General features: G+C 62.8%; 18 protein-coding genes and 1 tRNA gene. 13 read left to right on the forward strand and 6 right to left on the reverse strand.

Translation table 11 applies throughout. The features are described 5' to 3' along the window. Nucleotides 1-46: 46 nt before the first annotated feature. Nucleotides 47-289, forward strand: a complete 243-nt coding sequence (locus C2H86_RS12950; RefSeq protein WP_110637904.1) for a DUF2789 domain-containing protein — start codon at nt 47-49, stop codon at nt 287-289. Between the two features lie 69 nt (nt 290-358). Next, nucleotides 359-997, forward strand: a complete 639-nt coding sequence (locus tag C2H86_RS12955; RefSeq protein WP_159412816.1) for an NADH:ubiquinone oxidoreductase subunit N — start codon at nt 359-361, stop codon at nt 995-997. Nucleotides 998-1,004: 7 nt separating this feature from the next. On the opposite strand, the gene C2H86_RS12960 is transcribed toward C2H86_RS12955, so the two are convergent. The 3 genes from C2H86_RS12960 to C2H86_RS12970 form a co-directional block, all read right to left on the reverse strand. Further along, entirely contained in the window at nt 1,005-1,442 is a 438-nt protein-coding gene (locus C2H86_RS12960) for a CBS domain-containing protein (protein ID WP_159412817.1), read from the reverse strand. 130 nt (nt 1,443-1,572) lie between these two features. After that, nucleotides 1,573-3,303, reverse strand: a complete 1,731-nt coding sequence (locus C2H86_RS12965) for a dipeptidase (protein ID WP_159412818.1) — start codon at nt 3,301-3,303, stop codon at nt 1,573-1,575. A 157-nt stretch (nt 3,304-3,460) separates the two neighbouring features. Then, nucleotides 3,461-3,537, reverse strand: a tRNA-Arg gene (locus tag C2H86_RS12970). A 197-nt stretch (nt 3,538-3,734) separates the two neighbouring features. On the opposite strand from C2H86_RS12970, the gene C2H86_RS12975 reads away from it, so the two are divergent. The 6 genes from C2H86_RS12975 to C2H86_RS13000 all read left to right on the forward strand — a co-directional run bounded on the left by C2H86_RS12975 (nt 3,735) and on the right by C2H86_RS13000 (nt 10,036). Further along, on the forward strand, nt 3,735-4,484 hold the full coding sequence (locus tag C2H86_RS12975) for a GntR family transcriptional regulator (protein ID WP_159412819.1): 750 nt from the start codon (nt 3,735-3,737) through the stop codon (nt 4,482-4,484). Beyond that, nucleotides 4,481-6,205, forward strand: a complete 1,725-nt coding sequence (locus C2H86_RS12980) for a fumarate reductase/succinate dehydrogenase flavoprotein subunit (protein WP_159412820.1) — start codon at nt 4,481-4,483, stop codon at nt 6,203-6,205. The genes C2H86_RS12975 and C2H86_RS12980 overlap by 4 nt, the downstream gene beginning before the upstream one ends. 38 nt (nt 6,206-6,243) lie before the next feature. Further along, nucleotides 6,244-6,489: a 4Fe-4S dicluster domain-containing protein gene (locus C2H86_RS12985; RefSeq protein ID WP_008096634.1), complete on the forward strand. Its 246-nt coding sequence runs from the start codon at nt 6,244-6,246 to the stop codon at nt 6,487-6,489. A gap of 34 nt (nt 6,490-6,523) precedes the next feature. Next, nucleotides 6,524-7,489, forward strand: a complete 966-nt coding sequence (locus C2H86_RS12990; protein WP_159412821.1) for a HEAT repeat domain-containing protein — start codon at nt 6,524-6,526, stop codon at nt 7,487-7,489. A 29-nt stretch (nt 7,490-7,518) separates the two neighbouring features. After that, nucleotides 7,519-7,800 (forward strand): DUF971 domain-containing protein, encoded by a 282-nt coding sequence (locus tag C2H86_RS12995; RefSeq protein ID WP_159412822.1) that lies wholly within the window; start codon nt 7,519-7,521, stop codon nt 7,798-7,800. A 64-nt stretch (nt 7,801-7,864) separates the two neighbouring features. Beyond that, on the forward strand, nt 7,865-10,036 hold the full coding sequence (locus C2H86_RS13000; protein WP_159412823.1) for a dermonecrotic toxin domain-containing protein: 2,172 nt from the start codon (nt 7,865-7,867) through the stop codon (nt 10,034-10,036). On the opposite strand, the gene C2H86_RS13005 is transcribed toward C2H86_RS13000, so the two are convergent. After that, on the reverse strand, nt 10,033-10,896 hold the full coding sequence (locus C2H86_RS13005) for an ABC transporter ATP-binding protein (protein WP_159412824.1): 864 nt from the start codon (nt 10,894-10,896) through the stop codon (nt 10,033-10,035). The two genes, C2H86_RS13000 and C2H86_RS13005, sit on opposite strands and share 4 nt — an antisense overlap. Further along, nucleotides 10,893-12,497, reverse strand: a complete 1,605-nt coding sequence (locus C2H86_RS13010) for an ABC transporter permease (RefSeq protein ID WP_275898230.1) — start codon at nt 12,495-12,497, stop codon at nt 10,893-10,895. Before C2H86_RS13010 ends, C2H86_RS13005 begins: the two co-directional genes overlap by 4 nt. Nucleotides 12,498-12,795: 298 nt before the next feature. On the opposite strand from C2H86_RS13010, the gene C2H86_RS13015 reads away from it, so the two are divergent. Both C2H86_RS13015 and C2H86_RS13020 read left to right on the forward strand, forming a co-directional pair. Further along, nucleotides 12,796-13,833 (forward strand): ABC transporter substrate-binding protein, encoded by a 1,038-nt coding sequence (locus C2H86_RS13015; protein ID WP_159412826.1) that lies wholly within the window; start codon nt 12,796-12,798, stop codon nt 13,831-13,833. Nucleotides 13,834-13,868: 35 nt separating this feature from the next. Next, complete coding sequence (locus C2H86_RS13020) at nt 13,869-14,774, forward strand: TauD/TfdA dioxygenase family protein (protein ID WP_159412827.1); 906 nt, start codon at nt 13,869-13,871, stop codon at nt 14,772-14,774. Nucleotides 14,775-14,920: 146 nt separating this feature from the next. Here the strand turns inward: C2H86_RS13020 and C2H86_RS13025 are convergent, their stop codons facing one another. After that, complete coding sequence (locus C2H86_RS13025) at nt 14,921-15,835, reverse strand: LysR family transcriptional regulator (RefSeq protein ID WP_159412828.1); 915 nt, start codon at nt 15,833-15,835, stop codon at nt 14,921-14,923. A gap of 193 nt (nt 15,836-16,028) precedes the next feature. On the opposite strand from C2H86_RS13025, the gene C2H86_RS13030 reads away from it, so the two are divergent. From C2H86_RS13030 to gabD, 3 genes are all read left to right on the forward strand, one after another. Beyond that, nucleotides 16,029-18,365: a TonB-dependent receptor gene (locus tag C2H86_RS13030; protein ID WP_159412829.1), complete on the forward strand. Its 2,337-nt coding sequence runs from the start codon at nt 16,029-16,031 to the stop codon at nt 18,363-18,365. Between the two features lie 18 nt (nt 18,366-18,383). Beyond that, nucleotides 18,384-20,060: an aryl-sulfate sulfotransferase gene (locus C2H86_RS13035; protein ID WP_159412830.1), complete on the forward strand. Its 1,677-nt coding sequence runs from the start codon at nt 18,384-18,386 to the stop codon at nt 20,058-20,060. A gap of 244 nt (nt 20,061-20,304) precedes the next feature. Next, complete coding sequence (gabD, locus tag C2H86_RS13040) at nt 20,305-21,747, forward strand: NADP-dependent succinate-semialdehyde dehydrogenase (protein WP_159412831.1); 1,443 nt, start codon at nt 20,305-20,307, stop codon at nt 21,745-21,747. Nucleotides 21,748-21,860 lie beyond the last annotated feature (113 nt).

The following is a 21,860-nucleotide window of genomic DNA, read 5'->3' on the forward strand; positions in this document are numbered from 1 at the left end:
GCCGGGCCGGCGTCGTGGACGGCCAGCCCGGCACACAGGAGGAACCATGGACGCACCGACCCATCCATTCGCCGAGCTGTTCAAGCAACTGGGCCTGCCCGACGATGCGCAGAGCATTGACCAGTTCATCACCAGCCATTCACCGTTGAAGAACGAGACCAAACTGGTGGATGCACCGTTCTGGACCGACTCCCAGCGCACCTTCCTGAAGGAAAGCATCATTGAAGATGCCGATTGGGCGGTGCCTTTCGATCAACTCAACGAAGCGCTGCGGCGCCCCCGAAAATAAAGTGCCGAGCGGCACCTGACGAGTGATTGGCCGTTGCTATGCTCAGGGAAAACAAGAGGGGATAGCGTGATGAAAGATCCCTACGCATCAGGTTTCTGGTGCTCCGTGACGATCCTGGGCACCCTGACGGCCGGTTACTTCTACGGCATCCGCCACACCCAGCAGATGAACCAGGCGATACAGTTCCTCTACGCTGCCGCCGCCGTCACCGGCGCGGTCGTGCTGGTGGCGCTGACCTGGATTGCCTGGCAGCAGTTGCGCCTGAACAAGCGCGAAGTGATTCAGGGGCGAACCTTGCTGACCATCTGGAACACCAAGGTCGCGCTACGCCGCGTCGAAACGGTGTTCGATCGCTACTTCTGGGGCAGCTACTGGCATTCCGGGCGCACCTTCGAGGAGGTGATGGGCGAGCTCAAGGGCACCCCGCTGGAGCAGAGCCTGGATGCATTGAAACGCCAGTGCCGGGCGCTCGACCGGGAAATTCACGACCATCACCATCACTGGCTGGCCAACGCCCGCGACCTGTCCAGCGTGGCCACGGCCATGGCGCGCGAGCGTTATCAGCTGGACCTGTGCGAACCGTCGAGCAACGGCCATGGCAATACCGCCGTGCTCAATCGTGACCTGGAGGTACTGGTGTACACCTGGTCGGCGCGCCTGCGCAGTTTCGACCATCAGCTGGACGAACTGGAGCGCGCCTACCACTGAGGCGCCATTATTCGCCGCGGATGTACTGCTCCAGTTGCTTGATCAGGCTGGCCTGCTCGGCGATGGTTTCCTTCACCAGGTCACCAATCGACAGCAGCCCGAGCAGCTTGCCGTTTTCGACGACGGGCAGGTGACGCAGGTGGCGGTCGGTCATTTGCTGCATGCAGTAATCCAGGTTCTTCTTCGGCTCCACGGTGATCACTGGCGCGCTCATGATCTCGCGCACTGGCGTGGCGGCCGAGGAGCGGCCCTTGAGCACCAGCTTGCGCGCATAATCGCGTTCACTGACGATTCCCACCACCTGGTCGTTTTCGACGACCGGCAGGGCACCGACGTTTTTCTCCGCCAGCAGTTTCAGGGCGTCGAGCACCGAGTCATCCGGGCCGATGGTGTACACGGCCTGGTGCTGGGACTTGGTCTTGAGGATTTGTTCGACGGTCTTCATACGGGCCTCTGCGGGTGGAAAAGACGAGCGCTTTGAGTAAATAAAGCATCCGGCACGCCAGCCTGCACGGCAATGCAGGAAACGGCATGGAGTCGATTGAAAAACGTCATGCTCGTTTCCTGTCCCGGCCTCAAAGCTTCGGCATCTGCCCGATCCGCGCCACCATCTCGCTCACCACTTGCAGGTCTAGCATGAATTGCTCCACGGTTTTGAACTCGTTGTCGTTGTGCCCCGTGTACTTCACATCCGGCATGGCCAGGCCGAACTGCACGCCGTTGGGCAGGTCGTGCACCGAGGTGGCGCCGGCCGAGGTGCCGAACTCGTGCTTCATGCCCAGGTTTTCGCTGGCCACATCGAGCAGCGCCTTGACCCATTCGCCTTCAGGGTTGCGGAACATCGGCTCGTCGAGGCTGTAGTCGAAGGCCACCGAGGTGTGGCTCTGGCGGGTCCATTTGCCCAGCTTGTCGGCCAGTTGGTCCTTGAGCGTGGCCAGTGGCTTGCCTTTGGGGATGCGCAGGTTCACGGCCAGCTTCAGGCCCTTGGCATCCACGCCGACGAAGGTCAGCGAGGTGGTCAGTGGGCCCATGAACGTGTCTTCGAAGCCGATCTCCAGTTTCTTGCCCAGGTAGTCCAGGCCCCAGTTGTCGGCGGCGTAGCGGGCGGCATCGGTGAAGTGGTTGTGCTTGAGCGGCACTTGCTGCCCCAGGCCTTTGAGGAAGTCGAGCATGCGCGCCACCGGGTTTACGCCGGACTCTGGCTCCGAGGAGTGGGCGGAAACGCCGGTCACGGTGAGCAACACGTTGCTGCCGTTTACCTTGGCGTCGATGCTGAAATCGTTGCCATTGCGCTTCACGTAGTCGGCACCGGCCTTCTCCAGGCGCTTGGCCAGTTCCGCTGGGTTATCCGCCACCAGGGTCGCCACCGACGTGGTCGGAATCTGGTTGGTCGCCAAGCCGCCGGTCAGGTTGACGATTTCCGCGCCCTTGCCCGTGGCCGGGCGCTTGCTGAAGCTGGCCATGACCGTGCCGTAGCCTTTTTCGGCAATCACCACCGGGTAGCCGCCATCGAGTGCCAGGTTGTAGTCGGGCGTAGGGTTGCGCTCGAAGTAATAGGGGATGGCGTCGCCGCTGGTTTCTTCGGTGGTGTCGATCAGCAGCTTGAACTGCCGGGCCAGGGGCAGGTTTTCGTCCTTGGCCACTTTCAGCGCATACAGCGCGACGATGATGCCGTTCTTGTCATCCTCGGTGCCACGGCCGTACATGCGGTCGCCGACCAGGGTGACCTTGAACGGGTCGAGGCGGGTGCCGTCGGCCAGCTTCCAGTTGACCGGGTTGACCGGCACCACGTCAGCGTGGGCATGGATGCCGACCACTTCCTTGCCTTCGCCCAGCGTAATCTCGTAGACGCGGTTGTCGACGTTGCGGAAGGCCAGGCCGAAGCTCTCGGCCAGGGCCTTGATCTTGTCGGCGATCTTCAGGAATTCTGGGTTTTCGTGCTGCGGCACGCCGTCGACACTGAAGGTGGGAATGGCCACCAGTTCGCGCAGGTTTTCCGTGGCGGCCTTGGCGTACTTGATGCGGGTGTACAGGCCGAGCAGACGGTTGATTTCGTTCTGTTGTTCGTCTGCGAGCGGCTTGCCGGCCAGGTAGGCGTCGAGGGTGGCAGCAAGGTTGTCGGCCTTGGCCAGGTCGCTGCCTTTCAGTTTGCCGAGGAATTGCTTGAAGTCGGTCGGGTTGCTGCCGTCGAACGCTTTGACAATGGCCGCGGACTGTTGCTGGGAGAGGTTAGCTTGGGCCGGTTGCGTGAAAAGGCCGATGCTGGCCAGCAGCAGGGCGGTGGAGGTGAGCTTTTTCAGGTGCATGGGCACGCATTCCTTCGCGAATCATTGTTGTTGGGTACCCGTCTGGAACGGGAAGGGACCCACGCTAACACCAATGACCCATGGCACGGGAGTGCCAGAAATGCGACATGTCGCACAAATGAAAAAGCCCCGGGAGTGATCCCAGGGCTTTCAGAGATGGCGCACTCGGCGGGATTCGAACCCACGACCCCTGCCTTCGGAGGGCAGTACTCTATCCAGCTGAGCTACGAGTGCAACGCGCACGCATGATACCCATCTGATTCGGCGGCGTCCATCGCCTTGATCTATGGCTGTTTTTCCACTGTGGCCGGCTCAGGCCAGCGAAAATCCATCTATTCATATGCGATATCAGTATTTCACTGTTGGTTCTTATGCCCTCTATGCTCTGGTCACAACTTGTTATAACAAGTCATCGATCAGCGAAGAGACCCATGGCCGAACTGCTCCCCCTGTCCCCGGTACCGCTCTACACCCAGCTCAAGGAATTGCTGCGCGAGCGCATCCTCGACGGCACTTACCCACCGCACAGCCGCATGCCCTCGGAAAGCGAGCTGGGCAAGGTTTTCGATGTCAGCCGGATTACCGTGCGCCAAGCGCTGGGTGATCTGCAGAAAGAAGGGCTGATCTTCAAGATCCACGGCAAGGGCACCTTCGTCGCCAAACCCAAGGCGTTCCAGAACGTCAGCACCCTGCAGGGCCTGGGCGAGTCGATGACACAGATGGGCTACGAGGTGATCAACCGCCTTCGCAGCTTCCGCCACGTACCGGCCAACGCCCTGGTGGCGGCGCGGCTGCAGGTCGAGGAGGGCAGCCTGGTGACCGAGATCCGCCGGGTACGGCTGATCAACCGCGAGCCTGTGTCGTTGGAGCTTACCTGGTTGCCCAAGGCCGTTGGCGAAAAGCTGGAAAAGGCCGACCTGGTTACCCGCGACATCTTCCTGCTGCTGGAAAACGACTGCGGCATTGCCCTGGGGCATGCCGACCTGGCCATCGACGCGGTGCTGGCCGACAGCGACCTGACCCAGGCGCTGGAGGTGGAGGAGGGCGCACCGATCATGCGCATCGAGCGCCTGACCCACGCCGCCGACGGCACGCCGCTGGACTTCGAACACCTGTACTACCGCGGCGATGCCTTCCAGTACCGCCTGCGCATCGACCGCCAGAAGGGGAGCAAGGCATGAGCATCGAGACCCAGGACTACGACATCATCGTGATTGGCGGTGGCACCGCCGGGCCGATGGCGGCGATCAAAGCCAAAGAGCAGGCCAAGCACCTGCGTGTACTGTTGCTGGACAAGGCCAACGTCAAGCGCAGCGGTGCCATCAGCATGGGCATGGACGGCCTGAACAACGCCATCATCCCTGGCCATGCCACGCCCGAGCAGTACACCAAGGAAATCACCGTGGCCAACGACGGCATCGTCAACCAGGCCGCCGTCCATGCCTATGCCACCCATAGTTTCGAGACGATCGAACAGCTTGATCGGTGGGGGGTGAAGTTCGAAAAGGATGAAACCGGCGACTACGCGGTGAAGAAGGTCCACCACATGGGTGCATACGTGTTGCCCATGCCCGAAGGCCACGACATCAAGAAGGTGCTGTACCGCCAGCTCAAGCGCGCCCGGGTCGAGATCAGCAACCGCATGGTCTGCACCCGCGTGCTGCTCGATGCCGAAGGTGCCGCTGCCGGCGTACTGGGTTTCGATTGCCGTAGCGGCGAGTTCCGCGTGGTGCGGGCCAAGGCGGTGATCCTCGCCTGCGGCGCTGCCGGGCGCCTGGGCCTGCCCTCATCGGGTTACCTGATGGGCACCTACGAGAACCCGACCAATGCCGGCGACGGCTATGCCATGGCCTACCATGCTGGCGCCGAGCTGGCCAACCTCGAGTGCTTCCAGATCAACCCGCTGATCAAGGATTACAACGGCCCGGCTTGCGCCTACGTCACCGGCCCGCTGGGCGGCTACACCGCCAACAGCAAGGGTGAGCGCTTCATCGAGTGCGACTACTGGAGCGGGCAGATGATGTGGGAGTTCCATCAGGAACTTGAAGGCGGCAACGGCCCGGTGTTCCTAAAGCTCGACCACCTGGCCGAGGAGACCATCCAGAACATCGAAGAAATCCTGCACAGCAATGAGCGCCCCAGCCGTGGCCAGTTCCATGCCGGGCGTGGCACCGACTACCGCCAGCACATGGTCGAGATGCATATCTCCGAGATCGGCTTCTGCTCGGGGCATTCAGCCTCGGGGGTGTGGGTGAACGAGAAGGCCGAGACCAGCGTCAAGGGCTTGTATGCCGCCGGTGACATGGCTGCGGTGCCGCACAACTACATGCTCGGCGCGTTCACCTACGGTTGGTTTGCCGGTGTGAACGCCGCGCAGTATGTGGCCGGGCGCGAATTTGCCGAGGTTGATGCCGAGCAGGTCGAACGCGAGCGCGCGCGGGTGTTCGCCCCGCTGCAACGTGAGCATGGCCTGCCGCCGACGCAGGTCGAATACAAGTTGCGACGCATGGTCAACGACTACCTGCAGCCGCCCAAGGTGACCAAGAAGATGGAAATCGGTCTGGCGCGCTTTGCCGAGATCGAACGCGATCTCGACCAGATGAAGGCCAGCAACCCCCACGAACTGATGCGTGCCATGGAAGTGTCGGTGATCCGCGACTGTGCCGAGATGGCGGCGCGCGCCTCTTTGTTCCGCGAGGAAAGCCGCTGGGGTCTTTATCACCACCGCGTGGACTTCCCCGAGCGCAACGATGGTGAGTGGTTCTGTCACTGCCATCTGAAGAAGAGCGAAAACGGTGAGATGACCAGCTTCAAGAAGGCGGTCGAGCCATACCTGATCGCTCTGGATGCCGAAGAGCAGACTGCCTATGACCGGCTGCGGGTGAAAGCTGACGCTGCCTGAGTAAAACAGAGGGCCGAAGGCCCCAAGGACCCCGTGAAATGGCCTACCAGCCCCAGGAAATCTTCTTTCGCAGCAGCGCCCCGGTAACCATCGACGAAGACAAGTGCATCGCCGAAAAAGGCTGCACCGTCTGCGTCGAGGTCTGTCCCATGGACCTGCTGGCGATCAACCCGGCGACGCAAAAGGCTTACATGGCCTTCGACGAGTGCTGGTATTGCATGCCCTGCGAGAAGGACTGCCCCACCGGCGCGGTCAAGGTCGACATTCCGTACCTGCTGCGCTGATTCATCCCCGTCATCCGCCGCTAAGGATCGCGTCATGACTGAACGAAGCACCGACAACCCAGAAATTCTCGAACTGCTGCCACGCCTCGAAGCCAACGACGCAGGCGTGCGGCGCATTGCCTTGATCGAGCTGGCCGACCTGGAAGACCCCGACGCCTTGCCGTGGCTGACCGATGCGCTGTTGGTCGATGGTGCCGACGAAGTGCGCGCTGAGGCCGCGCGCCTGCTGGAAGCCTGGGAGGATCCAGAAGTGGTACAGGCCCTGTGTGCCGCATTGGCCGATGGTGCCGAAGCAGTGCGCCTGGCTGCCGCGCAGAGCCTCACCGAGTTGAAGACCGCTGAAGCCGGCCAGCTGATCTTGCCATGGACGAGCCATGCCGATGCCTTCGTCCGTGCCAGTGCCTTGCGCGCCCTGCGCGAGCTGCGCCTGGAGGACGCTGCCACGCCTGCGCTGCAGGCGCTGGAGGACCAGGATGCGACGGTGCGGCGCGAAGCCGTGGGTATTCTGGGTTGGCTCAAGCACCAGCCCGCTTTGCCGGCCTTGGCGAAACTGGCCGAGCACGAGCCTGACACCGAGGTCCGTCGCGCCGCGCTGGGTGCCTTGGGGCTGGCACGTGACCTCGCCGTTTTGCCGGCGCTGGTTGGCGCCTTGCGCGACCCCGCCTGGCAGGTACGTGAAGAAGCCGCGACGACGCTGGGCAAGGTTGGCCATGCCCAGGCGGGGCCTGCACTAGTGGAGGCATTGGACGATGGCTTCTGGCAAGTGCGCTTGCGCGCAGCCCGTTCTCTGGGCCGCCTGCGTCATGCCGAGGCGCTGGATGCCTTGGCCGACTTGCTGGGCCATGACATCGCCAACCTGCGCAAGGAAGCTGCGCTGGCGCTGGGCGAACTGGGCCTGGCCCGCGCGTTGCCGGCGTTGCAGGTGGCTGAAGCGGACAGCGATCCGGAAGTGCGCAAGGCCGTGCGCATTGCCTTGGCGCAGCTGCGCGTAGCTGCTTGATCAGGAGTTTCTTGATGAGGAGTTGCTTGATGAACAGCCCGAGCGCAATACGCAATCAGCGCGAGGAAGGGCGATTGACCGTGCAATGGCAGGATGCCGAGCAGGTCATCAGCCACACTCGCCTGCGCGGTGCCTGCCCCTGCTCGCAATGCCGCGCTGCCCGCTTGCGCGGCGTGATCGGCGTGGTGCAGGACGATGTGCGAATAGTGCGCATCGAGCCGCAAGGTTACGGTGTGCAACTGCAGTTCAGTGATGGGCACCAGCGGGGCATCTACCCCTGGGAATACTTGCGCGGGTTGGGGGTGGCATAGCTGTACTCCCTGGCTCACCTCGGGTCGGAGCAGCTTCTGGGCTTTGCAACCGAGGAGCATGAGCATGACCGACCCCTACCAGCAGAGCCTCGATTGGCTCAAGGACGCCAAGGCCATCGTGAAAAAGGCCCGGCGTTTGCGCGAGGCATTTCCCGATCTGCATTCGCTGGCGCACGAGCAGGCAAGCGCTTACCTGTCTAGGCAAACCGGCACAACACTGGACCCCGACCGGGTGTGGTGGCACCACTTTCGTACCGGTGACAATCGCCGAGCCCAATGTTTCACGGGCTGGACTCACCACCATCCTCCGATCAGCTCACTGACCTTTACCGAGCTGTGGATCAGGCGGCTGGATGTCGAGTTGCAGGATGAGGATGCCGAAACGATCTTCCGCTTGAATGGCTTTTACCATGAAGGCCCGCAAGCTACGGCATACGGTGCGCATAATGAGGTGCAGCTTGACCCGGTGAAGGTCAGGAGCCATTTCTGGGAAATCGACTTTGCCGGCGTGGTGCGTGAGCGTACGGATAGATTCTGGCGCAATGAAGGCCGGGATCTGCCGATGCTGCTGAAGGTTCGCTTCATCGCCGCCATCGAGAGCAGCCTTGCCGATGGCCATATCACTTCCGACGATCGCCAGCGGTTATGGGGCTGGATGGGGCTGGAGGCTGGCAAGCGCCTGAGCCTGGCGAGCTTGACTGGCCCCGGCGGCAGTGGAGCTTACTCGCTTCGGTACTATTCGATGCACGGTGGTGGTCACCTGCTGACCTTCGCTATTCGCAGTGGCCGGTTCCTTTTGTACACCCCGACTGCGGACGTGCCACTGCGTGCATTCGATGACGTGGCAGCCCTGCGCGCCTGGGTAGCCAGGCGTTTGCACGGGGACGATGGCCAGAGGTGGTACGACTCCCTGCACAGGCCCTACGACCAGGTCGATGAGGCTGCGCGCAAGGCTGGGCTGGAGCGGCTGCGCGAGCGCAGCGGAACGGGGCCGGTGCCCCACTGGCCGTTCGGCCTGGGTGCCGAAGTCTCTCGGCCGCTATTCGAGCAGATGAGTGAATGGGTCAAGGATGACATCCAGGCCAGCCACCGCGTTCTGGTCTCCAACAGCGACCTGCACAAGCAGTTCTGGCGCCATGAACTGGGAGTAGCGATTGCCGTGCTGAGTGTATTCGCGCTCGCGTGGCAACCCTTTGGCATGGTGCTGTTCTTACTCGGCAGCGTTCGCCTGGGGCTGGATATCGATGCGCTGTTGCAGGCGCCTACCAAGGCTCAGCGCATTGAAGCGTTCACTTCAGCCCTGAGCGACCTCCTGGTGATGGCGTTTTCGGTATTCACGGTGTTGCCCAAGGGCGCTCCGGAACAGTGGGATACCTACATGGAAGTGGATGACACCTCCAGCGACCTGGTTTCGCGCTCCGTGCGCCAGCGTCACCGAGGCGTGCTGAACCAGGCCGACCTGCCCGAGTTCGAGGGGCATATGGCGCCGATGGACGAATTCGGTACGCCACATGTCGAGTGGCAGGGCAAGCGCTTCTACAATTTCAAGCACGAAGGCGAGGTGCACAACAACCTGATCGAGCAGTACAGCAACCACATGGCCAAGGTCAACGACGTGTTCAGTATCGGCAGGCAACGCCTGGCGGCGATACCCGAAGACGAGCTGCAGGCATACCTCGACAACCTGCTCGACTCGATGGAACAACTTCCAGCAAGCGGCGCCAAGGTGCTATGGCGCGGAGGCTGTGGCCCGCGTGTGACCATCGGGGCACGCTGGCGAGCCGGGGCAGTCCGTCAAGGTGATGTGCTGGTCAGCACCGACCTCACATCCTTCACCGAGAGCCCGTACATCCCGCGCCGGTTCATGCTGCCCAAGGAGGCGGTCGACCTGCCGCTGGAACAGGCCGCAGAGCACTTCGACGACAACACGGTGTTGTACGAACTGCTTGCCGATGGCCAGGCCAGCGGCGTGCCGGTGGCATCCCTGTCGTTGAACTGGCAGGAGGCTGAGGTGCTGTTCACGCCTGGGCGCTACTTCCGGATCGAATCCGCCAGCCAGATCAGCGGCACGCATTACCGCTTCCTGCGTATCCGCTTGAGGGAGGTCGCGAAGCCCATGGGCAAACCGGCCTACGCCATGCGCACCGGCTTGCCCTTCGACCGCCAGGCTTACCAGCAGCTGGTGCAGCATGATGCCGTGGTCGAGCGTTTCTTCCCGGCAGCGGATTGGACCTAGAGGGCGATCAGTTCAGGCCGCAACCCTTCCACCCGGCGCGCTGGCTGCGGCAGGTAGCCGCCGTCGCCAGTGATCTGGTGCAGGACCTTCTCGCGCAGTGCATGCAGGGCCACGCCGGTGCGCAGGCGCGGGTGGGGCAGGTCGATTTCCACCACCGACTTGATCCGCCCGGGGCGCGGCTCCAGCACCACCACCCGGTCGGCGAGGTAGGTGGCTTCCTCGGCATCGTGGGTCACCAGCAGGGTGGTGATGCCGGCGCGTTCGCGGATGGCCAGCAGTTCGTCCTGCAGCTGCTGGCGGGTCAGTGCATCGAGCGCGCCGAAGGGCTCGTCCAGCAACAGGATGCGCGGGCTGGCCACCAGGCCACGGGCGATTGCCACGCGCTGGGCCATGCCGCCGGAGAGCTGGTGCGGGTAGGCCGACTCGAAACCGACCAGGCCTACCAGTTGCACGAACTCATGCACACGCCGGGCGCGTTCACCTTGGGTCAGGTGTTCGTTGACCAGGCCCAGGGCGATGTTCTGCTCAACCGTCAGCCAGGGGAACAGGCGATGCTCCTGGAACACGATGCCGCGCTCGCCGCCGATACCGCTGACCGCCTGGCCATCGACGTGGATGCTGCCGCTGTAGTCGGTGTCCAGCCCGACCAGCAGGCGCAGCAGGGTCGATTTGCCGCAACCCGAGGCGCCAACGATGGCGATGAACTCGCCTTCGTTGATGGCCAGGTTGAAGTTGCGGATGGCCTCGAGGGGCTGGCCATCGACGCTGAAGACTTTGCCGACACCTTCGAAGCTGACCAGCGGCGGCGTGGTGTCGGCCTGATTGGCCGTGAGCAGGTGTGAAGCATTGAAAGCATTCATGCGGTTCTCCAGCGCGTAGCGCGTGATTCAAGGCGTTGGCCGAGGGTGCCCAGCAGGGCGCCGATCAGGCCGATCAGGACCATCGCGGCCATGACCTGGTCCATGCGGAACAGTTGCTGGGCGCCGATCATCAGGCTGGCGATGCCGCCGTCCGAGGGCATGAAGTACTCGGCACCGATGGTACCCAGCCAGGCGTAGATCAGTGACAGGCGCAGGCCGGCGAATATCGCCGGTGCGGCGCCGGGGAGCACCAGCAGGCGCAGGCGTTGCCACAGGTTCAAGCGCAGTGTGCGCGCGGCTTCGCCCAGTTGCGGTGAGAGGCTGGCGATGCCGCGCTGGGTGGCGATCAGCAACGGAAAGAACGCCGCCAGGCCGACGAACACGTTCTTGGCTCCTTCGCCGAGGCCGAACCAGGCCGTGAGCAAGGGTACCCAGGCAAACAGCGCCACTTGTCGCAGGGCCGAAAAACTTGGCCCGAAGAGGCGTTCGGCGTTGTGCGACAGCCCCAGCAGCAGCCCGCTCAGCAAGCCGCTGCCGCCGCCCAGAAGCAGGCCGGTCAGGGTACGCTGCAGGCTCAGCAGCATGGCTTCTGGCAGCGAGCCATCGGCCAGCCCACTGAACAGGGTGCGCAACACGTCCAGCGGGGAAGTGAGGATGTTCGGGTCGATCCAGCCGAAGCTGTTACTCGCCTGCCATAGTGCAAGCAACGCAATCGGTAGCAGCAGGCTCTGCCAGCCCCGTGGCACTGGCCCGCGCTGTTGTTCACCGGTGGCTGGTTGCGGCCAGTACAGCAGGCGTTTTTCCAGGGTCGAGAAGCCACGTTCCAGCAGTGCGCCAACCAGGCCAATCACCAGGATGCACAACAGCACCAGATCGAGCATGAACAGTTGCCTGCCCCAGACCATCAGGTAACCGATGCCTTCGCTGGAGGCCAGCAGCTCAACGGCGAGCAACGAGGTCCAGCCTGTCGCCAGGGCCAGGCGCACCCCAGTCAGGAAGGCGGGTAGCGCAGCTGGTAGCAGCAGGCGCCGGAACAATAGGTGGCGTGGCAGGCGCAGCGCGGCGGCGGCTTCGTGCAACTTGGGCTGGGCATCGCGCACGCCGACCAGGGTATGCAAGGTGACCGGTACCACCACGGCCTTCACCAGCACCACCAGCTTGAGCAGTTCGCCGATACCGAAGAACAGCATGAACAGCGGAATCCAGGCCAGGGTAGGGATTTGCGCCAAGGCCACGAAGGTCGGCAGCACCAAGGTCTGCGCATGGCGTGAGGTGCCCAGCCAAGTGCCGAGCAGCAAGCCACTGCCGACGCCCGCCAGCAGCCCCCAGAACAGCCGCTGCAGGCTTATCCACAAGTGCCCCCAAAGCTCACCGGAGCCAAACTCCAGCGCGCTTTGCCACACCAGCGAGGGTGCCGGCAGGATCTGTTCGCTCATCCAGTGCTGCCGGCTTGCCACGACCCACAGCAGCGCAATCAAGACTGGCAGTAACCAAGGTAGTACCCGCTCTGCAGAGAAGGCGCGGTCTCTGTAGGAGCGGCCTTGCGCCGCGAATGGGCCGCGTAGCGGCCCCCCCCGATTCCTGCTCAGAACTCCACTCATCGGCCATCTCTCGAAAGTGTTCCAATGTTATTCGCTTATGGAATTAAAAATTTACATAAGTGACTTTCAAGAGATAAGAGCATGCAGACCGTGCATGCGGAACCCTCTCGCCATTGCGTTTTCCTCATATTTTCGATGCGTTTCCCGCAAGCCGCCCTGCGTCCCCCATGAATCCTCATTTATGTCTTTCAGTTACTAAAAAATGAAGTTTTGATCTTTGTAGGTTCTAACCAGACCTGCCTAGCTTCTGGCCAAAGCGCCGGCCATCGCCGGTGGCAGCCTGCCAAGGAGCCTTGCCATGAAAACCCCTTTGCGCCACCTGATCACCGCCCTCGGTCTGGCCTTTACCCTGAACGCCCATGCAGCCGAGCCGGCCAAGCCGGAAAGCATCCGTATCGCCGTACCCGACCTGAGCGCCGGCAGCAAGCACAGTGCTGGTGGTGTGGTCGATGTACTGCGTGACCAGCAACTGCTGGAGAAGGAATTCGCCAAAGACGGCATCCGCATCGACTGGCATTTCTTCAAGGGCGCAGGGCCCGTGGTCAACGAAGCCTTGGCCAATGGCCAGGCCGACTTCGCCTACCTGGGCGACCTGGCGGCGATCGTCGGCAAGGCCAACGGCCTGGACACCCGCGTGCTGACGGCAGGGGTGCGTGGAGTGAAGAGCTATCTGGGGGTGGTGCCGGGCTCCGGCATCAAGACCCTGCACGACCTCAAGGGCAAGCGCGTGGCGGTGTTCCGCGGCACCGCCAACCAGCTGTCGTTCGCCAGTGCCCTGGCCAGCCAGGGGCTGTCCGAACGTGACCTGAAAGTGATCAACCTCGACTTCAATGCCGCCAACGCCGCGTTGGCCGCCAAGCAGATAGACGCTACCTGGGGTCTCTCCAGCCTGCTGTCGCTGCGTGAGCGCGGGCTGGTCGAGCTTCCTGTCAATTCCCGCGACCTGGCCGGCGCCGGCAGCACCCAGGCGGTTTTGCTCGGCACTGGCGATTTCATCCGCAAATACCCCGAGCTGGTGCAGCGCCTGGTCAATGCCCAGGAGCAGGCCGCCAGCTGGGTACGCGACGAGCATAACCGTGAGGCTTATGTCGACCTGGTGGCGAATAACGCCAACTGGCCGCGCAGCATCCTCAGCGATGACCTGGCCAAGGAAGACCTCGCCCATTACTTCGACCCACGGCTGGACGCCGATTTCGTTGCCCAGCTGCAGCAGGGCGTCGACCTGGCCGCCCGCGAGCGCCTGATTCGCCGTGGCTTCCAGGTTTCCGAGTGGATCGAACCCCGCTTCCTCGATGCCGCACTGCAACACCAACAGGCCGTGCAGGCCGCCCGCTGAACCCAAACCTGACCATGACCGCAAGGACCACGACCATGAGCAATGCCGCCCTGGCCTCCGCGCCACACGCCCTCGAACTCGACATCCACCCCGTTGCCGGCCGCATCGGCGCCGAAATCCGTGGGTTGAAGCTGTCCGCCGACCTCGATGCCGCCACCATCGACGCCATCCAGGCTGCCCTGGTGAAGCACAAGGTGATCTTCTTCCGTGGCCAGGCTCACCTGGACGACCTTACCCAGGAAGGCTTCGCCAAGCTGCTCGGCGAGCCGGTCGCCCACCCAACCGTTCCAGTGGTGGACGGCACCAGCTACTTGCTGCAACTGGACGGTGCCGAAGGCCAGCGGGCCAACTCCTGGCACACCGACGTAACCTTCGTCGATGCCTACCCCAAGGCCTCGATCCTGCGCAGCGTGGTGGCGCCGGCTTCAGGCGGCGATACCGTCTGGGCCAATACGGCGGCGGCCTACCAGGAACTGCCCGAGCCGTTGCGCGAGCTGGCCGACAAGTTGTGGGCGGTGCACAGCAATGAATATGACTACGCGAGCATCAAGCCCGATGTCGACCCGGCCAAGCTCGAGCGTTATCGCAAGGTGTTCACCTCCACCGTCTACGAGACCGAGCACCCGGTGGTGCGGGTGCACCCGATCAGTGGTGAACGTGCATTGCAGCTGGGGCACTTCGTGAAGCGCATCAAGGGCTATTCGCTGGCCGACTCGCAGCACCTGTTTGCGGTGCTGCAGGGGCATGTGACGCGGCTGGAAAACACCGTGCGCTGGCGCTGGGAGGCGGGTGATGTGGCGATCTGGGATAACCGCGCCACGCAGCATTATGCGGTGGATGACTACGGCTCCCAGCCGCGAATCGTTCGTCGAGTGACCCTGGCCGGGGAAGTGCCGGTTGGGGTTGATGGTCAGTTGAGCCGGACTACCCGCAAAGGCTAAGCCTTGAGGCGGGCCTTGTAGGAGCGGGCTTGCCCCGCGAACACCAGCGAAGCTGGTGCCAGACGCTGCAGAGCATGGCACCAGCTTCGCTGGTGTTCGCGGGGCAAGCCCGCTCCTACAGAGATCCCTTCGACTGCTTTATGTCTTTATGTATCGGTATCACAGGCTATCAATTGCCTGACCAACCCCTGCGCCAACGGCGACAAGCCATACCCAACCCGGCTCACCACCCCGTAGCGGGTATAGAACGCCTCTTCCTGCTCCGCTGCCAGGTCCACCAGTTTCAACGCCACCAGCCTCCGCTCCATCTGGTAAGGCCGCAAGTTGGCATTGCAGGCGATGCCAATGGTGTCCGAATGCATCACCACGTTCAGCAGCGCATACCCATGCTCGCACTCCACCGTCGGCAGAAAGTCCTGGCGGCCGCTGAGGTCACTGAGGATCTTGCGGATGTTCGGCGGGCGGAAAGTGGTTGCCAACGGGTAGTCGAACACATCCCGTGCGCGTACCTCGGCTTGCTCGGTCAGCGGGTGCCCTTCTCGGCAGCAGAAGTGCCAGCGCTGCGGTGCAAGCTTGTGTACGCGGTAATCCGGGTCGGACTCGAACTGCCGGGTATCGGCCACGAAGAACTCGATCTCTTCGGCGATCAGTTTGCGGTTCAGTGCCTGCCAGTTATCCACCTGGAAGCAGGTGCGCGCCGCTGGGTATTCGGCCACGAAGCGCGCTACCGCCCGTGGCACCAGGCCGCCAGCGGGTGCCGGGCCGGAGCCGAAGCGCACCACGCCAGTGGTGGCGCCATTGAACTGGTGGATCTCGTTGACCAGGTTATGCGCGCCATGCACCAGGCGCCGCGAGTGCTCCAGCACCAGCAGGCCCTGGCGGGTGGGTGCAAGTTCCTTGCTGGCGCGGTCGACCAGGCGGCAGCCGATGTTGTGCTCCAGGGTCTGGATGCTGCGGCTGAAGGCCGATTGCGACAGGTTCACCGCCGCGGCTGCGGCGACAAAACTGCGGTGCTCGACAAGGGCAATGTAGTGGCGCAGCTGACGCAGATCGATATGCATTTTCTACATTAAAACCTTCGGTCAAATGCAATTGCTGACAAGGGTGAGTCCCCTTATAAAGGGAGTTACTTATTCCACAAAATATGAATTAAAAATATTTATATCTCTTAAAAGAATATAAGCCCGACTGACCGCGATTCGGTTCCGCCAACGGAAATGCTCGCCCAGGGCCCATGCCTCAAGGAGCATTTGCATGTCCGGACTTTCCCGTTGGCCTGCGCGCGCGTCGCGTTTCACCTTGCAACCCTTGGCCGCCGGCGTGTTGCTGGCGGCATCCAACGCCAGCTTCGCCGAAGAACCTGTCAGCGTTACCCCGGCTGTAGAGCAGGAAGCCAAGCTCGGCACCGTCACGGTCAATGCCCGTCGCCGCGAAGAAACCGCGCAGAGCGTGCCCACACCCATCAGTGTGCTCAGCAGCGAAACCCTGGAAACCCAGCGCATCTACCGTGTGCAGGATCTGCAACAGCTGGTGCCCAGCACCAACGTCGCCTATGTGCATGCGCGGCAGTCGAGCATCTCGATTCGTGGCCTGGGCAACAACCCGGCCAGCGATGGCCTGGAAGGCAGCGTCGGTATCTACCTGGACAACGTCTACCTCGGCCGCCCGGGCATGGCGGTGTTCGACCTGCTCGATGTCGAGCAGCTGGAAGTGCTGCGTGGCCCGCAGGGCACGCTGTTCGGCAAGAACACCACGGCGGGGGTGCTGAACATCACCACGCGCAAGCCGACCTTTCACCCGGAAGGGAGCATCCAGCAGTCGATTGGCGAGGACGGTTACCTGCAGACCCAGGGCAGCTACTCCGGGCCGATCACCGAGACGCTGGCCGGGCGCATCAGCGCCTACCACACCGAAGACGATGGCTACGTGAAGAACATCCACAACGGCGATGAACTCAACGGTGGCAAACGCCAGGGCTTTCGTACCCAGTTGCTGTTCCAACCGAGCGAAACTTTCAACCTGCGCTGGATCGGCGAATACAACGAGGAAGACTCCAACAACGGCATCCTCAGCCTGTACAGCACCGGGCCGACCATCAACGGCGTCAACCGTTACGAGAGCCTGGCGGCCCAGGCTGGCGCGACGCTGGTGTCAGGCAAGGACCGCAAGGTCAACTTCGATGCCGACCAGCAGGTGACGGTGTTCCAGGGCGGTACCTCGGTCGAGGCCAACTGGACCCTACCCAACGACTTCACCCTGACCTCGATCAGCGCCTACCGCTGGTGGGACTTCACCCCGCGCAACGATGACGGCCTCAATGTGCCGGTGTTCTACAGCGCCGGGGTGTCGGTGCGCGACAAGCAGTATTCGCAGGAAATTCGCCTGGCGTCGCCTACCGGTGGCCTTTTCGACTATGTGCTGGGTGCGTACTACTTCAAGCAGGACCTGGACAATAAGTCGTTCACTTATTACGGGCCCCAGGCCGACATCTGGAACATCACCCCGGCTGGCGCCCTGGCCAACGTCAACACCATCGGCAACGGCCATATCGATACTGACAGCTACGCGCTGTTCGCCCAGGGCACCTGGCACATCACCGACCGCCTGGACTTCACTGCCGGCATCCGCGGTACCTACGAGGAAAAAAGCGCCTGGGTGACACGCGATGCGCCAACCGGCGGTGCTGCAGTCACCGGGGCTGCTGCCGCTGCACGCCAGGGCAGGGTAGGGGCGTACGATTCGGGCGACCTCAACCAATACAGCTTCAGCCCTTCCGGGTTGCTGAGCCTGAGCTACCGCTTCAACGACCAGTTGCTCGGTTACGCCACCCTGACCCACGGCGAGAAGTCTGGTGGCGTGAACCTCACCGTCGGCGCCGCGCCACGCCTGGGCACCGACTCACTGCTGGTAGGTACCGAGCGGGCCAACAACGCCGAGTTGGGCCTCAAGAGCACGCTGTTCGACAACCGCCTGCAACTCAACACCAACCTGTTCTGGACAGAGGTGCATGGCTACCAGGCCAACGTCTACGACCAGATCAACCGCGTGCAGTACCTGGCCAACGCCGGCAGCGTGCGCTCGCGCGGTCTGGAGTTCGAAGCCACGGCGCTGCCGATCAAAGGCCTGACGGTGAACTTCAACGGCTCGTGGAACGACGTCCGTTACCTGAAGTACGACGACGCACCGTGCCCGCCGGAGGTGAGCCTGGCCAATGCCTCCGCCACCTGTGACCTGTCCGGCCACCAGGTGGTCGGCGCCTCCAAGTACATCGCCAACCTCAACGGCGAATACAAGTGGCAGGCAAGCCAGCACGTCGAGCCCTACGTCACCGCCAGCTACGCGTTCCGCTCAAGGGCGGTGGGCACCATTGACGATTCCGACTTCGGCCAGATCCCCAGCTACGCGCTGGTCAACCTTTCCGCCGGTGTGCGCCTGGACCAGGGCGACGGCGTGGTCGACCTGTCGCTGTGGGTGAAGAACGCCGGCGACAAGACCTATTTCACCAGCCTGTGGAACTCCGCCAACGGTGGTTATGCCGGCGTGCTCGGTACCCCGCGCACCTTCGGCGCCACCGCCCGTTACGACTTCTGAGTAAAAAGGAGCTTTGCCATGAATGCCAAGACTGAAACCCCAGTACTGCCCGAAGGTGCCTGCCTCACGGCCAAGGTCCCCGAACGCACCGAGGCGCTGCTCGGCCACGTGGTGGTCAACCCTTACCGCCTGGCACCGCTGACCGCGATCATCCGCGACGGTGGGCGCAGCCTGAGCGCCGCCCATGTGCGGGTGCGCGGCAAGGGCGAGCGCGGCGTCGACATCGCCTACGAGGTGTCGGAGCGCTCGCTGTGGACTTACGGCGGCATCCCGGTATTTGGCCTGTACCCGGATCACGTCAACCAGGTGGAGGTGACCTACAAGCTCGACGGCGAGCGCATCCGCGAGCATTACCAGATCTACGCCCCGGCCGTGCGACTGCCGGTGGTGGCGAAACAGACCGCCGCGCTGCCGGAAGTGGAGCCGGTCAAGGTGGCGCCAGGCTTCGAGCAGCGCCTGTACCTGTTCAACCACCTGCAAGGGGACATCCCCGGTGGCCGCGCCTTCAAGTGGAACGGCCTGGGCGGCGCTGCCGAATGGGACCAGGTTGGCAACAACTGGATCGCTGACAGCAACGGCGACGTGCGTTGGTACCTGGACATCGAACAGATCCACGATTCCAACCGCCGCGACGGCCTGGGCGGGACGATGGGCTTCCAGCAGACCCGCGATGGCAAGCTGATCTGGGGGCAGGGCCAGACCTACTCCAAGTTCGACCTGCTCGGCCGGCGCATCTGGCAGCGCAACTTGCCGGACAAGTTCGCCGACTTCTCCCACGAGATCCGTGAAACCGCCAACGGCACCTACCTGCTGCGCGTCGGCACCAGCGATTACCGTCGCCCGGATGGCAAGCGGGTGCGCTCGATCCGTGACCACATCATCGAAGTCAACGAAGCAGGCGACGTGCTGGACTTCTGGGACCTGAACCAGATTCTCGATCCCTATCGTGGCGACTTGCTGGAAACCCTGGGCAAGGCGGCGATTCAGCTGCCCGAAGGCGTGCAGAAGCAAGACGAGAGGCTGGCCAACGAGCTGGCCGAAGGCGACCTGCCGTTCGGCGATACCCCTGGCGTGGGCACCGGGCGCAACTGGGCGCACGTCAATGCCATCGACTACGATGCCGATGATGACAGCATTATCGTTTCAGCTCGCCATCAGGGTGTGGTGAAGATCGGTCGGGACAAGCAGGTGAAGTGGATTCTGGCGTCACCGCAAGGCTGGCCGCAGCACCTGCGCGAGAAGGTACTGACACCAGTCGCAAGCGAAGGCTTCGACTGGTCCTGGACCCAGCACACCGCCTGGCTGACCGGCAAAGGCACACTGACGGTGTTCGACAACGGCTGGGGGCGCGACTTTGAACCGACCAAGCTCAGTGGCAACTACAGCCGGGCGGTGGAGTACAAGATCGACGAAGCCAAGGGCACGGTCGAGCAGGTGTGGGAGTACGGTAAGGAGCGTGGCGACGAATGGTACAGCCCGGTGACCTCGGTGGTGGCCTACCGGCCAGAGACCGATACCCAGTTCATCTATTCGGCTTCGGTCAACTTCCTCACGCCCGAGAAGCTGACCACCACGGTTCTCAATGAGGTACGTCGAGGGACCCAGGAGGTGTTAGTCGAACTCAAGGTGCACAGCCGCCAGCCGGGTTCCGTTGGCTACCGGGCCCTGGTGATCGACCTGGCCATGGCGTTCTGATTCACATTGTTTTCAGCTCGTTCGTCTAACCTGTACTGGCCTCTTCGCTGGCGTGCCCGCGAAGAGGCCAGTTGCCTTCATGCAAACTCATGAAATTTTGCCCGGGTGTTCAACCGTTCGTTCTTTTTTTCGAACAGGCTATTGTCCAACACCCCAGCAGCCGCTTAGCATTCGTTTGAGATTTCAAACGCTCGATGCCCTGCCTTGGGCGCTTTTCAAACAATCAACAATTCGGGAAGCCGACATGCAGCTCAAAGACGCTCAGTTGTTCCGCCAGCAAGCCTTCATCAACGGTGAGTGGCTGGATGCGGACAGCGGCCAGACCATCAAAGTGACCAACCCGGCCACTGGTGAAGTCATCGGTACCGTGCCGAAGATGGGCACTGCGGAAACCCGCCGCGCCATCGAAGCCGCCGACAAGGCCCTGCCGGCCTGGCGTGCACTGACCGCCAAGGAGCGTTCGGCCAAGCTGCGTCGCTGGTTCGAACTGATGATCGAGAACCAGGACGACCTGGCTCGCCTGATGACCATCGAGCAAGGCAAGCCACTGGCCGAAGCCAAGGGCGAAATCGCCTACGCCGCCTCGTTCATCGAGTGGTTCGCCGAAGAAGCCAAGCGCGTCTACGGCGACACCATCCCAGGCCACCAGCCAGACAAGCGCCTGATCGTCATCAAGCAGCCGATCGGCGTTACCGCGGCCATCACCCCGTGGAACTTCCCGGCCGCCATGATCACCCGTAAAGCCGGCCCGGCCCTGGCCGCTGGCTGCACCATGGTGCTCAAGCCTGCGTCGCAGACCCCGTACTCCGCCCTGGCCCTGGTCGAGCTGGCCAACCGTGCCGGCATCCCGGCTGGCGTGCTGAGCGTCGTCACCGGCAGCGCTGGTGAAGTCGGCGGCGAGCTGACCGGCAACTCCCTGGTACGCAAGCTGTCCTTCACCGGCTCGACCGAAATCGGTCGCCAGCTGATGCAAGAATGCGCCAAGGACATCAAGAAAGTTTCCCTGGAGCTGGGCGGTAACGCTCCGTTCATCGTGTTCGATGACGCCGACCTGGACAAGGCGGTCGAGGGCGCGATCATCTCCAAGTACCGCAACAACGGTCAGACCTGCGTCTGCGCCAACCGTATCTACGTGCAGGACGGCGTCTACGACGCGTTCGCCCAGAAGCTGGCCGCCGCTGTCGCCAAGCTGAAGATCGGTAACGGTCTGGAAGAAGGCACCACCACTGGCCCGCTGATCGACGGCAAGGCTGTCGCCAAGGTCCAGGAACACATCGAAGACGCCGTCGGCAAAGGCGCCAAGGTGCTGTCCGGTGGCAAGCTGATCGAAGGCAACTTCTTCGAGCCGACCATCCTGGTCGACGTGCCGAAAACCGCTGCCGTCGCCAAGGAAGAGACCTTCGGCCCACTGGCGCCGCTGTTCCGCTTCAAAGACGAAGCCGAAGTCATCGCCATGTCCAACGACACCGAGTTCGGCCTGGCCTCGTACTTCTACGCCCGTGACATGAGCCGTGTGTTCCGTGTCGCCGAGGCCCTGGAATACGGCATGGTGGGTATCAACACCGGCCTGATCTCCAACGAAGTCGCGCCATTCGGTGGCATCAAGGCTTCGGGCCTGGGCCGCGAAGGTTCCAAATACGGTATCGAGGACTACCTCGAAATCAAATACCTGTGCATCAGCGTCTGATCGCCGGGTAAAAGGTTTTACCTCTGCCAGCGGGGCGCGAGAGCGACGTCTCGCTGGCCTTTTTGACATCGCAGTACCTGGTGGCCAGGGCGTTCACGGCAGTCGATCAACGA

This window comes from Pseudomonas putida, from assembly GCF_009883635.2.
Lineage (GTDB): Bacteria > Pseudomonadota > Gammaproteobacteria > Pseudomonadales > Pseudomonadaceae > Aquipseudomonas > Aquipseudomonas putida_W.

Bases quoted from the DNA above. Each gene is read 5' to 3' on its own strand.
- C2H86_RS12950 (WP_110637904.1), top strand. From the start codon at position 47: ATGGACGCACCGACCCATCCATTCGCCGAGCTGTTCAAGCAACTGGGC.
- C2H86_RS12955 (WP_159412816.1), top strand. From the start codon at position 359: ATGAAAGATCCCTACGCATCAGGTTTCTGGTGCTCCGTGACGATCCTG.
- C2H86_RS12960 (WP_159412817.1), bottom strand. From the start codon at position 1,442: ATGAAGACCGTCGAACAAATCCTCAAGACCAAGTCCCAGCACCAGGCC.
- C2H86_RS12965 (WP_159412818.1), bottom strand. From the start codon at position 3,303: ATGCACCTGAAAAAGCTCACCTCCACCGCCCTGCTGCTGGCCAGCATC.
- C2H86_RS12975 (WP_159412819.1), top strand. From the start codon at position 3,735: ATGGCCGAACTGCTCCCCCTGTCCCCGGTACCGCTCTACACCCAGCTC.
- C2H86_RS12980 (WP_159412820.1), top strand. From the start codon at position 4,481: ATGAGCATCGAGACCCAGGACTACGACATCATCGTGATTGGCGGTGGC.
- C2H86_RS12985 (WP_008096634.1), top strand. From the start codon at position 6,244: ATGGCCTACCAGCCCCAGGAAATCTTCTTTCGCAGCAGCGCCCCGGTA.
- C2H86_RS12990 (WP_159412821.1), top strand. From the start codon at position 6,524: ATGACTGAACGAAGCACCGACAACCCAGAAATTCTCGAACTGCTGCCA.
- C2H86_RS12995 (WP_159412822.1), top strand. From the start codon at position 7,519: ATGAACAGCCCGAGCGCAATACGCAATCAGCGCGAGGAAGGGCGATTG.
- C2H86_RS13000 (WP_159412823.1), top strand. From the start codon at position 7,865: ATGACCGACCCCTACCAGCAGAGCCTCGATTGGCTCAAGGACGCCAAG.
- C2H86_RS13005 (WP_159412824.1), bottom strand. From the start codon at position 10,896: ATGAATGCTTTCAATGCTTCACACCTGCTCACGGCCAATCAGGCCGAC.
- C2H86_RS13010 (WP_275898230.1), bottom strand. From the start codon at position 12,497: ATGAGTGGAGTTCTGAGCAGGAATCGGGGGGGGCCGCTACGCGGCCCA.
- C2H86_RS13015 (WP_159412826.1), top strand. From the start codon at position 12,796: ATGAAAACCCCTTTGCGCCACCTGATCACCGCCCTCGGTCTGGCCTTT.
- C2H86_RS13020 (WP_159412827.1), top strand. From the start codon at position 13,869: ATGAGCAATGCCGCCCTGGCCTCCGCGCCACACGCCCTCGAACTCGAC.
- C2H86_RS13025 (WP_159412828.1), bottom strand. From the start codon at position 15,835: ATGCATATCGATCTGCGTCAGCTGCGCCACTACATTGCCCTTGTCGAG.
- C2H86_RS13030 (WP_159412829.1), top strand. From the start codon at position 16,029: ATGTCCGGACTTTCCCGTTGGCCTGCGCGCGCGTCGCGTTTCACCTTG.
- C2H86_RS13035 (WP_159412830.1), top strand. From the start codon at position 18,384: ATGAATGCCAAGACTGAAACCCCAGTACTGCCCGAAGGTGCCTGCCTC.
- gabD (WP_159412831.1), top strand. From the start codon at position 20,305: ATGCAGCTCAAAGACGCTCAGTTGTTCCGCCAGCAAGCCTTCATCAAC.